This window comes from Nonomuraea sp. NPDC050328 (assembly GCF_044459405.1).
Taxonomy (GTDB): Bacteria; Actinomycetota; Actinomycetes; order Streptosporangiales; family Streptosporangiaceae; genus Nonomuraea.
Map to the genome: position 1 here is coordinate 187,377 of NZ_JBITIW010000016.1, position 11,559 is coordinate 198,935.

At 69.8% G+C, this 11,559-nt stretch carries 13 protein-coding genes, 2 tRNA genes and 1 pseudogene; 10 read left to right on the forward strand and 6 right to left on the reverse strand.

From position 1 onward, the window contains the following. The first annotated feature begins 3 nt into the window (after positions 1-3). The 3 genes from ACIBG7_RS40890 to ACIBG7_RS40900 all read left to right on the forward strand — a co-directional run bounded on the left by ACIBG7_RS40890 (position 4) and on the right by ACIBG7_RS40900 (position 2,824). Positions 4-531, forward strand: a complete 528-nt coding sequence (locus ACIBG7_RS40890) for a GNAT family N-acetyltransferase (protein WP_397339744.1) — start codon at positions 4-6, stop codon at positions 529-531. A gap of 32 nt (positions 532-563) precedes the next feature. Continuing rightward, entirely contained in the window at positions 564-1,508 is a 945-nt protein-coding gene (locus tag ACIBG7_RS40895) for an RNA polymerase sigma-70 factor (RefSeq protein WP_397339745.1), read from the forward strand. A 95-nt stretch (positions 1,509-1,603) separates the two neighbouring features. Next, positions 1,604-2,824: an NAD(P)/FAD-dependent oxidoreductase gene (locus tag ACIBG7_RS40900; RefSeq protein ID WP_397339746.1), complete on the forward strand. Its 1,221-nt coding sequence runs from the start codon at positions 1,604-1,606 to the stop codon at positions 2,822-2,824. A 75-nt stretch (positions 2,825-2,899) separates the two neighbouring features. Here the strand turns inward: ACIBG7_RS40900 and ACIBG7_RS40905 are convergent. Both ACIBG7_RS40905 and ACIBG7_RS40910 read right to left on the reverse strand, forming a co-directional pair. Next, positions 2,900-2,972 (reverse strand) — tRNA-Arg (locus ACIBG7_RS40905). A 57-nt stretch (positions 2,973-3,029) separates the two neighbouring features. Further along, positions 3,030-3,560, reverse strand: a complete 531-nt coding sequence (locus tag ACIBG7_RS40910; protein ID WP_397339747.1) for a hypothetical protein — start codon at positions 3,558-3,560, stop codon at positions 3,030-3,032. Between the two features lie 133 nt (positions 3,561-3,693). On the opposite strand from ACIBG7_RS40910, the gene ACIBG7_RS40915 reads away from it, so the two are divergent. Genes ACIBG7_RS40915 through ACIBG7_RS40925 form a run of 3 tightly spaced genes read left to right on the forward strand, consistent with a single transcriptional unit; the run spans position 3,694 to position 5,797 of the window. Continuing rightward, positions 3,694-4,860: a histidine kinase gene (locus tag ACIBG7_RS40915; RefSeq protein ID WP_357919120.1), complete on the forward strand. Its 1,167-nt coding sequence runs from the start codon at positions 3,694-3,696 to the stop codon at positions 4,858-4,860. Continuing rightward, complete coding sequence (locus tag ACIBG7_RS40920; RefSeq protein ID WP_397339748.1) at positions 4,857-5,483, forward strand: response regulator; 627 nt, start codon at positions 4,857-4,859, stop codon at positions 5,481-5,483. The genes ACIBG7_RS40915 and ACIBG7_RS40920 overlap by 4 nt, the downstream gene beginning before the upstream one ends. A 41-nt stretch (positions 5,484-5,524) precedes the next feature. Further along, positions 5,525-5,797 (forward strand): hypothetical protein, encoded by a 273-nt coding sequence (locus ACIBG7_RS40925; RefSeq protein WP_397339749.1) that lies wholly within the window; start codon positions 5,525-5,527, stop codon positions 5,795-5,797. 52 nt (positions 5,798-5,849) lie between these two features. Here the strand turns inward: ACIBG7_RS40925 and ACIBG7_RS40930 are convergent, their stop codons facing one another. Beyond that, positions 5,850-6,317: a MaoC family dehydratase gene (locus tag ACIBG7_RS40930; RefSeq protein ID WP_357919131.1), complete on the reverse strand. Its 468-nt coding sequence runs from the start codon at positions 6,315-6,317 to the stop codon at positions 5,850-5,852. Positions 6,318-6,556: 239 nt separating this feature from the next. On the opposite strand from ACIBG7_RS40930, the gene ACIBG7_RS40935 reads away from it, so the two are divergent. Next, complete coding sequence (locus ACIBG7_RS40935; RefSeq protein WP_397339750.1) at positions 6,557-7,738, forward strand: AAA family ATPase; 1,182 nt, start codon at positions 6,557-6,559, stop codon at positions 7,736-7,738. Between the two features lie 86 nt (positions 7,739-7,824). Here ACIBG7_RS40935 and ACIBG7_RS40940 read toward each other — a convergent pair whose 3' ends face one another. Then, positions 7,825-8,598 carry a MauE/DoxX family redox-associated membrane protein gene (locus ACIBG7_RS40940; RefSeq protein WP_397339751.1) on the reverse strand — a complete coding sequence of 258 codons (774 nt, stop codon included), beginning with the start codon at positions 8,596-8,598 and terminating at the stop codon, positions 7,825-7,827. A gap of 5 nt (positions 8,599-8,603) precedes the next feature. Next, a complete protein-coding gene (locus ACIBG7_RS40945; RefSeq protein ID WP_357919140.1) occupies positions 8,604-9,530 on the reverse strand; it encodes a hypothetical protein in 927 nt (308 codons plus the stop codon). A gap of 179 nt (positions 9,531-9,709) precedes the next feature. Between ACIBG7_RS40945 and ACIBG7_RS40950 the strand changes: the two genes are divergently transcribed. Continuing rightward, positions 9,710-10,270, forward strand: a complete 561-nt coding sequence (locus ACIBG7_RS40950; RefSeq protein WP_397339752.1) for a SigE family RNA polymerase sigma factor — start codon at positions 9,710-9,712, stop codon at positions 10,268-10,270. A gap of 67 nt (positions 10,271-10,337) precedes the next feature. Here ACIBG7_RS40950 and ACIBG7_RS40955 read toward each other — a convergent pair. Then, positions 10,338-10,640, reverse strand: a pseudogene (locus ACIBG7_RS40955) (MarR family winged helix-turn-helix transcriptional regulator); the annotation flags it as partial. A gap of 101 nt (positions 10,641-10,741) precedes the next feature. Here ACIBG7_RS40955 and ACIBG7_RS40960 point away from each other — a divergent pair. Both ACIBG7_RS40960 and ACIBG7_RS40965 read left to right on the forward strand, forming a co-directional pair. Beyond that, positions 10,742-11,302 carry a YceI family protein gene (locus ACIBG7_RS40960; RefSeq protein ID WP_357919145.1) on the forward strand — a complete coding sequence of 187 codons (561 nt, stop codon included), beginning with the start codon at positions 10,742-10,744 and terminating at the stop codon, positions 11,300-11,302. Between the two features lie 129 nt (positions 11,303-11,431). Next, a tRNA-Ser gene (locus ACIBG7_RS40965) sits at positions 11,432-11,521 on the forward strand. Positions 11,522-11,559 lie beyond the last annotated feature (38 nt).

Genomic DNA, 11,559 nt, shown 5'->3' on the forward strand with positions numbered 1-11,559 from the left:
GGAATGGAAGTCCCTGAGATCGCCGTCGCCCCGGGTTTCGTGCTCCGTCCCTGGCGGCTGGACGATGTCGAGGTCGTTCGCGAAGCGTCGCGAGACCCGTACATCCCGTTGATCTCCAGCGTGCCCGCGGAGTTCACCGAGGCGGAAGCCGAGGCATTCCTGCGGCGGCAATGGCAACGGGCCGAAGAAGGCGTCGGCTATTCCTTCGCCATCGCGGTGGCCGGTCACGCGGTCGGCCAGATGGGCCTCTGGCCCGGCCCCCACGAACGCGCGTCGGTCGGATATTGGATCGCGCCCTCCGCCCGGGGAAAAGGCATCGTGGTCGCCGCGCTGGACGCCCTTTCCCGCTGGGGCCTCACGGAACTGCCGGTGGCCCGGCTGGAATTGCAGGTCGAGCCCTGGAACATCGGCTCCTGGAAAGCCGCGGAACGAGCCGGATACGAGCGCGAAGGCCTGCTGCGGAGCTGGATGGAGATCGGCGGCGAGCGCAAGGACATGTACATGTACTCCCGGCTGGCCCAGCACCCATAGAGGTCCACCCCACGGCGACCTAGGATCTGACCATGGCCCTGAGCATGCTGGACGTCGACCGGTTCGAAGCCTCCCGGCCGCGCCTGGAGGCCATCGCCTACCGCCTGCTCGGCTCGGCCGCCGAGGCCGAGGACGCGGTGCAGGAGACGTTCCTGCGCTGGCAGGCCGTGGACGTCGAGCGCATCGAGGTGCCCGAGGCGTGGCTGACGAAGGTGCTCACCAACCTGTGCCTCAACCAGCTCACCTCCGCCCGCGCCCGCCGCGAGACCTACGTCGGCGAGTGGCTCCCCGAACCGCTCCTCGCCGGCGACCCCATGCTCGGCCCGGCCGACACCGCCGAACAACGTGAGTCCGTCTCGTACGCGGTGCTCACCCTCCTCGAACGGCTGTCGCCCAACGAACGGGCGGTCTACGTGCTGCGCGAGGCCTTCGACTACTCCCACCGGGAGATCGCCGAGATCCTCGACCTCAGCGAGGCGGCCAGCCAGCAGATCTTCCATCGTGCCAAGAAGCACGTCGCGGAGGGCAGGGCGCGCACCGAGGTGGACGAGGCGACCGCGCGCCGGATCGTCGAGGAGTTCCTGGCCGCCGCCTCCAGCGGCCAGACCGAGCCGCTGGTCCGGCTGCTCACCGGGGACGCCATCGCGATCGGCGACGGCGGCGGCAAGATCCCGGCCCGGGCCAAGGCCTTCCAGGGCGCGGTCGCGGTGGCCAAGTTCCTGTGGGGGCTGTTCAAGCCGGCCGAGGCCAAGCGGGCGCTGGTCGGCGGCAGCCCAGACGTGTACGCCTGGACGGCCAACGGCGGCCCGGCCGCGATAGCCGTCCTGGACGGGCGGGTCGTGGGCGTGATGAGCCTGGAGGTCACCGAGGACGGCATCGCCGCCTTCCGCAACCAGGTCAATCCGGACAAGCTTGAGCGCGCCACCGCGCAGTGGGCGGCCAGCGAGCATGGAGAACCCCTGTTCAAGGCCTTCTGAGCGTGGTGTGACGTGGTTCACATCCGGCTCCTGTCAGGAAACGGCGAGCTGCCCGGTTCAAGGGGCACAGACGCCTTCTCGACAGGAGCCAGGACATGCACCGCATCGTCGTTCTCGGAGCCGGATACGCCGGAGCCAGCGCCGCCGGCCGCCTCGCCAGGCGGCTGTACCGCGAGGACGTCTCCATCACCCTCGTCAACGCCGAGCCCGACTTCGTGGAGCGGGTCCGCATGCACCAGGTGGCCGCCGGCCAGAAGCTCAAGACCCGGCCGTTCCGCGAGATGTTCGCCGGCACCGGGGTCGAGGTGCGGATCGCCCGGGTGACCGGGCTGGACGTCGACCGCAAGACCGTCACGCTGAGCGACGGCGCCGACGAGCTGGCCTACGACACGTTGGTCTACGCCCTCGGCAGTGGCTGGAACGCCCAGGGCGTGCCGGGGACGCATGAGCACGCCTACGAGCTCGCGAGCCGTCCCGGCGCTCTGCGCCTGCGTGACCGCCTGGCCGGCCTCGCGCCCGGCCAGAGCGTGGTCGTCGTCGGTGGCGGCCTCACCGGGCTGGAGGCCGCGACCGAGATCGCCGAGGCCCGGCCCGACCTCGACGTCGCGATCGTCGCCCGTGACGCCCTGGGCGGCTGGCTCTCCCCGAAGGGCCGCGCCCACCTGGCGCGCGTGGTCGCCAAGCTCGGCATCACCGTCCACGACCACACGGCCGTCACCGCCGTCGAGCCCGACCACCTCGTCACGGCCGCCGAGCCCGTCACGGGAGGTTCCGCCCACGCCGTCACCGGTGCCGGTCGGCGCATCCCCGCCGCCGTCACCGTCTGGGCCACCGGCTTCGCCGTCCATCCCCTCGCGCTGGCCACCACCCTGGACACCTCCGGCACCGGCCAGATCGCCGTCGACGCGACCATGCGCTCGACCTCCCACCCCGACGTCTACGCCGTCGGCGACGCCGCCCTGGTGATGGGCCCCGGCGACAAGCCCCTGCGCATGTCCTGCGCCTCGGGCACCCCCACCGCCTGGCAGGCCGCCGACGCCATCGCCGCCCGCCTGACCGGCGCTCCGATCCCCAAGACCACCATCCGCTACTTCAACCAGTGCATCTCCCTGGGCCGTAGGGAGGGCCTGATCCAGTACGTCACCGCCGACGACCGCGCGGTGCAGGCCGTACTGACCGGACGGCTCGCGGCCCTCTACAAGGAGGTCGTCTGCAAGTCCGCCGCCTGGGCCGTCGCCAACCCCACCCTCGGCCTCCCCACCCGCCGCCGCCACGTCCAGCCGCGAGCGACGGCCCCCGCGCAGGCCCTCGCCTGAGCGCCTCGCGGCCGACCCCGGAAACGAGGAAGGCCCGCCCCAGATGTGCTCTGGTGACGGGCCTTCTCGCACGTGTGCAGCCGGAGGTACTCGAAACCCCAACCTTCTGATCCGTAGTCAGATGCTCTATCCATTGAGCTACGGCTGCTCGCTCTGTAAGTAATCATAGCGGGTCCGAGGCGATGCCTCGAACCAGAATCCCGGACTACTGCTCAACCGGTGCCTTCTTGGGCCAGATCATGTGGCTGATCGGCCAGATGAGCGCGATGATCGGCACCCTGGAGAGCCCGAGCGCGAACTCCATGATTCCCGCCGAGGACCCGGCCAGCCAGCCCAGAAGCACCAGAACGCCACACGCGATGGCATAGGCCAGCACGATGCGGGCCCAGCCGATCCACTCGGCGCGGATGCGGGCGGCGCCGGTGAGGGGCGGGGGAGGGGGCGGGCCGCCGGCGTAGCGGTGGTGGACCTTGGCGTCGACCCAGCGGATGGTCTGGTGCCCGAAGACGACCGAGTAGGCGATGTACGCCGCGGCCAGGCCGTGCCGGAGGTCGAAGGGGGCGCCGGAGCGCATGTCGACGACGGCGGCGGCGAGCAGGACCAGGTCGAGCACGGGCGTACTGATCAGCAGGATGTTGCTGAGCGTGCGGCGCTTCCACAGGTAGCGGCAGGCGAGGCCCAGGGCGAGAAGCAGCCAGAAGCCGATCTCGCAGGCGACGATGACGGCGATGACCATGCCCCAAGTCTTCCGGACGCCGGGGGCGCGATCCTCCTCGCCGATGACGAAACCCTGTGTACAACCTTCGGTGTATCCACAGGTTGGCCTTGCGCGGGAGCAGACGGCCTGCGTGGGGTGATGTCATAGGGGCATGAGACGTGAAGCCCTGTACGCGCTGGGGTGCTTCGCGGTGGGCTGCGTGCTGATCGCGGGTGGCGCGTCCATCCCGCGCGACGGCGTGTCCGACTGGTGGATGCTCGGCCCGCTGGCGGTGACGTGCGTCGGCGTGCTGATCAGGCGCCTGAGTCCGGTGACCGCGATGACGCTGGGCATCGCGGCGCTGACGTTCGACTCGGTGTTCCTGGGGCCGTCGCTGGCGACCGCGCTGGTCTTCACGGACAACCTATATGCGGGGGTGCTGTACGGCCCGCCCAGGCTGGCCCGCTGGATGCTGGGCGTGACGAGCTCGCTGGCGGTGCTGGCGGGCGCGGTGGCGGTGTTCCTGAGCGGCGACTGGCGGATGCTGGCCCTGGTGGGCGTGCAGACCGCCCTGCTGCTGGTCACGCCGGTGACCACGGCGATGGTGCTGCGCCAGCAGCGCGACCTGGCGCGGGCCGAGCGGGCCCGGGCCGAGGAGATCGTGCACCTGGCCGAGCTCGACCGCCAGGTGGCGATCAGCGCCGAACGAAGACGCATGGCCCGCGAGCTGCACGACATGATCGCCAACCATTTCAGCGCGATCGCCATTCAGTCCTCGGCGGCGTTGTCACGCAAGGACCTCGATGCCGCGACCGTCCGGAAGATCATGGAGTCGGTCCGCGAGAACAGCCTGCGCGGGATGACCGAGATGCGGGCCATGGTCGGCCTGCTGCGCCAGGACGGTGACGACTCCGAGGAGGTCACCAGGCCCAGGCTCCAGGAGGCGCCCCGGCTGCTGGAGCGGGTACGGCAGGCGGGCCTGGAGGGCTCGGTGCTCGTCGAGGGCGACGCCAGGGAGATCCCGGTCTCGGTGGACATGGCGGGATACCGCATCGTGCAGGAGGCTCTGACGAACGCGCTCAAACACGGCGATGGCCAGGTGAGCGTCCGGATCGGCTACGAAACGGAACGGGTCTCCCTGGTGATCGACAACCCGGTCCGCGACAGCCGTACCACCCTGCCCGGATCGGGCACGGGGCTGATCGGCATGCGCGAACGGGCGCTGCTGGTCGGCGGGGAGTTCGAGGCCGGGCCGTACGACGGTGGATGGCGGGTGCGGGCGGTCCTGCCGGCGGCCGGGAGCGGGCTGCAACGCCTGGTGGAAGAGGGAGCACGATGACGATCAGGGTGCTGGTCGCCGATGATCACGCGGCGGTGCGCACGGGTCTCGTGCTGATCCTGGAGGGGGCCGACGACGTCGAGGTGGTCGGGGAGGCCGCCGACGGCGAGCAGGCGGTGGCGATGGCCCGCGCGCTACGGCCCGACCTGGTGCTGATGGACGTCCGCATGCCCAGGATGGACGGGATCTCGGCCACGCGGGAGCTGGCCGGGGTGACCGATGTGCTGATCCTCACGACCTTTGATGTGGACGAGTATGTGTTCGGGGCCTTGCGGGCGGGTGCGGCGGGGTTCCTGCTGAAGAACACCGACGCGGACGCGCTCGTGGAGGCGGTGCGGCTGGTCGCGCGTGGGGAGGGGCTGATCTCCCCGGCGGTGACGCGCAAGCTGATCACCGCGTTCGCGCAGCAGCCGGTGCGGCGGGAGCCCGACCAGCTCGACCAGTTGACGCCCAGGGAACGGGAGGTGCTCGCGTGCGTGGCGAGGGGGATGTCGAACGCGGAGATCGCCAAGGAGCTCGACATGGCGGAGGCGACGACGAAGACGCACGTCAGCCGGGTGCTGGGCAAGCTGGGGCTGCGGAGCCGGGTGCAGGCGGCGATCTACTACTCGGAGGGGGCTTAGCCGCTGAGGGGCGGTGGCGGCGCGCCGGGGTGATGCTCGGGATGGCGTTCGCCGGGTTCGGGCTGTTCGTGCTGCTCGATCTGGTGGCGGTGGTGGTCGTGCTAGTGGTCGGGAGTGAGCTCGACAGCGCCGTGCCGGCCATGGTCGGCACGGGGGTGCTGGCTCTGGCCGGGCTGGGGGGAGGGGGCGGGCTGCTGTTCAGCCGGCGGGTGCGGCGCAAGGGGCTGGGGATCGGGCTGATCGCCGGCTGGGTGGTCCTGTCCGTGGCCACCCTGGGCTTCGCGACCGGCCTCAACCCGGCCCTCTACTCCTGACCGCTGAGAAGCCCGGCCCCTCTACTCCTGGCCGCCGACCCTGGAACCCTGGTCAGGTGGTGGTCGGCTGCGAGACGAACAGCAGCAGCGACTCCACGACACAGACCGGCCGCCGCTCGCCCTCCACCTCGATGGACACCTTCAAGGTGGCCAGGTGCCCCGCAGGGCTGTTCTTGACGTCGACCAGCTCCCCGCTGGCCCGCACCCGCGACCCGACCGGCACCGGCTTGGGGAAGCGCACCTTGTTAAGCCCGAAGTTGACCATCATCGCGATCTCCCCGACGCTCAGCAGCTCGGGCAGGAACGACGGCAGCAGCGAAAGGGTGAGGAACCCGTGCGCGATGGTGCCGCCGAACGGCCCGTCCTTGGCGCGCTCGGGATCGACGTGGATCCACTGGTGGTCGTCGGTCGCGTCGGCGAAGGTGTTCACCCGCTCCTGGGTGATCTCGCGCCACGCCGTGGGGCCGAAGGTCTCGCCGACGGCCGCCTTGAGTTCCTGCACGTTCGCAAAGGTCCGCATGGCTCAAGACGGTAGCGGAGTCCGCGCGCGACGCGGTTTCTAAGATCTTTACTCGAATCTCTCGCGCACGTGTTCGATGGCGCGCTACAGTTCTGGGTAGTGACTCGAACAGAGGTTCGGCCTGGTTGGAGGGGGTGTGTTCGATGGCTCTGCTGGCACCGCCGCGTCCTCGGACACGCCGTAGCGCTTTCTTCCCAAATATAAGACGGCCGCTATATCCCGCAATAAAGTCCGAGAGCGTGGACCCTGTGCGCAATCCCTACGCCCCTGGAGCCGGCCAGCGTCCGCCGGAGCTCGCCGGCCGCGATCGCGAACTGCAGCAGTTCGAGGTCGTGCTGGAGCGGGTGGCCCGTGGCCGCCCCGAGCGCAGCATGGTCGTCACCGGCCTGCGCGGCGTCGGCAAGACCGTTCTGCTCAACACCTTCAAGTCCATGGCCATGCAGCGGCTGTGGGGCACCGGCAAGATCGAGGCTCGCCCCGAGCAGTCGATCCGCCGCCCGGTGGCCGCCGCGCTGCACATGGCCGTGCGTGAGCTCGCCCCCCGGCATCGGGCGCCGGAGCGCATCGAGGAGTTCCTCGGCGTGCTCAAGGCGTTCGCCATGCGCGACCCGTCCGCCGCCAAGGGCACGAGCCACTGGTCGCCCGGGATCGACGTGCCGGCCAGCCGTGGCCGCGCCGACTCCGGCGATCTCGAGATCGACCTGACCGAGCTCTTCGTCGACGCCGCGGGTGTGGCGACCGACCTGGGCGTCGGCATCGCCCTCTTCATCGACGAGATGCAGGACGTCCAGGCGGCCGACATCTCGGCGCTCTGCGCGGCCTGCCACGAGCTCTCCCAGACCGGCGGCCCGCTGATCGTGGTCGGCGCGGGCCTGCCGCATCTGCCGAGCGTCCTGTCGGCCAGCAAGAGCTACTCCGAGCGCCTGTTCCGCTATGCCCGGATCGACAAGCTCGACCGCGAGGCGGCCGATCTGGCGCTGATCCTGCCCGCCCGCGAGGAGGGCGTCGAGTTCACCCAGGAGGCGCTCGACGCGCTCTACGAGGCGGCCGACGGCTACCCCTACTTCGTCCAGGCGTACGGCAAGGTCGCGTGGGATCTCGCGCCGCGCAGCCCGATCACCATCGACGACGTGAAGGTCTCCGCTCCCGAGGCCGAGGAGGAGCTCGCCGTGGGCTTCTTCGGCAGCCGCTACGAGCGGGCGACCCCGGCCGAGCGTGACTACATGCACGCCATGGCCACCCTCGGCGACGAGCCGGTGCCCACTTCCGACGTGGCCGACGCGCTGGGGCGCAAGCCGTCCAGTCTGTCGCCGGCCCGCGACAACCTGATCAAGAAGGGTCTCATCTACAGCGCAGAGCGGGGACTGATCGCCTTCACCGTGCCGCATTTCGGCAGGTTCCTGCGTGCGCAACCCATCTAGAGCACTCTCTACTGGGATCTAGAGGGGAAGCTAGATCCCAGTAGAGAGTTCAATCGAGCGTTCTCTACGGCTGTCTAGGCTCAGCGCTATACAGGCGTATATTCCGGCATGGACTCCCGGCTGACGACCGCCACGCGTACGGCAGGCCGCAGACCGCTCAGATACACCGCGAAGACCACGTGCCGTCCCGCGTGGTCGGTGAAGGCGAAGAACCGCCAGCACAGCTCCCGCCAGCTGTCCTCCGGCTCGGCCGACAGCAGCGTCGGCGCGTGCTCGCGCCACGGCACGCTCGCCTTCAGCCTGGTCAGCGCCACGCTGGCGGAGGCCGGCCGCTGCTCGCACGGCGCACGGTAGCGGAGCCGGTTGATCGCTTCCTCCAGCTCCGGCGAGAGTACGGCCAGCAGTACCACCCCAGCGAGCAGCGCCCACGTCGGCTCGCGGAAGGTCATCCAGCCGGGCCCCTGGCCCCAGACCGCCATGAGCGCCATGCCGGTCAGCAGGACCGTCCGCCCGATCGAGCGCAGCCCCACGGGGGCCGAGCTGACCTCGCCGAAGCAGCCGCAGCCGGCGTCCGGCCGCTTGCGCCGCAGTTCCAGCAGCACGTAGGTGGAGAGCGCGAAGAACGTCACCGTCATCCAGCGGAAGATCGGCGACGAGGTCAGCAGCAGCCCGGCGGCCAGCACCAGTTCCCCGGCCGCGCAGCCCAGCAGCGCCGCGGCGCGCAGCCGTACCGGCACGAGCATCGCCGGCCCCAGCCGGGCGAGCGCGCCCGGTTCCCCGCCGGCCCGGACGGTGGCGAGCTTGGCCACGGTCCCCAGCACCAGCAACACCACCAGAATCGGCACTTGCGACTCGAGCACCCTGTTCACCCCAATCCGACCCGCGCGTTGAAACAGCCGTTGACCAGTTCCCCGCCCAGCTCGACAAAGCTGGCGGGGGAGAGCTCCACGATGCGCCCGCGCGCCCCGGTGTCGCATTCCACGCACCGATCGCAAAAGCGCCCGGCCACGCAGCCGCACGCGGTGATCGTCACGTTCGACACCCGGTCGGAGCAGACGTTGTGCACGTAGAGCAGCGACCCCAGCGCCAGGTACGGCAGGCCGACGCACGACACCTCGGCCTCGGCGCACCGCACGTCGGAACGCTCCACCATCGGGTAGGCCGCGGCCCGCTCGTCCTCGTCGAACCCGTCCGACCAGACCGCCGTGCCCGACACCCGCGACTGCACGCCGCCGTAGGCGGACGGAGGCTTGGGTACGGCACGCGCCGGGTAGCCGGGCTGCGAGGTCGCGGGGAGCAGGATCGTGCTGCCGCCCTCCTCGCGCACGCCGATGGCGTCGAAGAGGAAACCGGGTTCGAGCTGAGGATGGCGCACCCGCAGCCGCCCGGTGGCGCGGTAGGGAATCAGCACGGTGCGGCGGCCGCGGTGTGGGCCGCAGTCGAGCTCGACGGTCAGGTCGCGGCGGCCTTCGACGCTGAGGATCGTGCCGGTCGCCCGGGTGATGCCGGCCCAGATGCGATCGACCACGCGGCCGTCGTGCAGCGTGCGCATGAGCACGCACGTGCCCACCGGCAGGTCGGCCGGGGCGACGTCGGAGCCGTGCCACGCGGTGGCCCAGGGCGCGATCACCAACCGCTCCTCGGTGCCCTCGGGGGTTTCGATCAGGATCAGGTGGGGACTGACGTCAAGGATCTCGCCGGTGACCGCATGCAGAGGATCTCCACTGCCGGGATCGGGGCCCGGCACGCCCGCCTCACGGCCGAGGACGGCGGCCGCCAGCTCTCTACGCATGCGTCTAGCCTCACATGCCCGGCGTTTTCGCAACGGGCGCGAACCCCGAAGAGGAGCAAAATACGCATCCTCGGGTGGAAGTGCTGACAACCACCAGAGAACATTCCTGCCACCGAACTTGACGGACCTTTAGCGGCACCAGGGTCAACCGTGGACGCCGAGCTGGAAGTCTGGCCTCGATGGACGACGACTTCCGGGAGTACGTAAGGACCCGAGGTCCGGCGTTGCTACGTACCGCCCACCAGTTGACCGGGCATGCTTCCGATGCCGAGGATCTGCTGCAGAGCGCGCTCTTCAAGACCTACCAGGCCTGGGGGCGGGTGCAGGATCGCGACGGGTATGTCCGGCGGGCGATGGTGAACATCAACATCTCCCAGTGGCGGCGGCGCAAGCTGGAGGAGTTCCCCTCGGACGAGCTTCCGGAGCCGAGCCGGCCGCCCGACTGGTCGACGGAAACCGACGAACGGCTCGATCAGGCCCTGGCGCTCCTGCCGGAACGGATGCGCGCGGCGGTCCTGCTGCGGTACTACGAGGATCTGACCGAACCCGAGGTCGCCAGCCGGCTGGGGATCAGCGTGGGCACGGTCAAGAGCACGGTCTCGCGGGCGATGGCCAAGCTCAGGGAGTCGTTGGGCAGCTCTCCTCGGCCCCCGCCGTCGCCTCGGGCCGGACCACGTCGCGGATCCTGCGCAGCAGCGTCAGGAAGCTGTCCAGTTCCTCCTCGCTCAGCAGGCCGGTGAAGCAGTTGTCGATGTCCACCAGGTGCTTGGGCACGACCAGTTCGAGCCGCTCGGAGCCCTTCTCGGTCAGGGTCGCGTACGACGCCCGCCGGTCGGTGGCGCAGGCGACGCGGCGCACCAGGCCGTCGCGTTCCAGGCGGTCGACGACCCGGGTGACCCCGCTCGTGGACAGTCCGGTCTGCGCGGCCAGATCGCTCATGCGCAACCCGTGGCCCGGCGAGCGGGCCAATCGGATCATCGCCTCGAAATCGATCTCGGACAGGCCGGCCGTACCCAAGACTGGTGCCAGCTTCGCGGACAGCCCCGCATGGACCTCGGTGAGCAGGCCCATGGCGGTCAGCCGCTGGTCGTCAAAGGGGATCACGCTCATACTGTATCCGACGTTAGTTGACACGGGGAATATTCCTCATGTAGACCTTTGTTGTCGCAACCGTCCGCAGAGCAAGCAACTACTTCAGGGAGAACCTCGAGATGAGCACCCGCACCTGGGAAGGCCTCCAGATCCCGGCCGCCGGCAAGTACAACCTCGACGTCGCGCACACCAGCCTCGGCTTCGTCGTCAAGCACATGATGGTCAGCAAGGTGCGCGGCAGCTTCGAGAAGTTCGCCGGCTCCGTCACCATCGCCGAGAACCCCCTCGACTCGAGCGCCGAGCTGACGATCTACACCGACAGCATCACCACCGGCGTCGCCGACCGTGACGGCCACCTGCGCAGCGACGACTTCCTCGCCGCGGACAAGTTCCCCGAGATCACCTTCCGCAGCACCCGCGTCGTGAGCCACTCCGGCGACGAGTTCACCCTCGCCGGCGACCTCACCATCCGCGACGTCACCCGCCCCGTCGAGCTCACCGTCGAGTACGGCGGCAGCGGCACCAACCCCTGGGGCCAGACCGTGTGGGGCTTCAGCATCAGCACCGAGCTCGACCGCGAGGAGTTCGGCCTGACCTGGAACCAGGCCCTGGAGACCGGCGGCGTGCTGGTCGGCAAGAAGGTCAAGATCGAGATCGAGGGCGAGGCCAACCCTGCCTGACGGTAGTTGTCCACAGCTGTGGACGGGGTTGTCCACAGGCAGTGGACAACCCCTGGCGACGACGCGACCAACAACCGCTTTGCCGCCCAGCCTGAAGGCCGGTACTCTGTGCTGAGCCACTTGGCACCGGGAGGCTTCGCCTAGTCAGGTCTATGGCGCCGCACTGCTAATGCGGTTTGGGTTTACCGCCCATCCGGGGTTCAAATCCCCGAGCCTCCGCAGGAAGAAGGCCCTTTCCCAGTTTTCTGGGGAAGGGC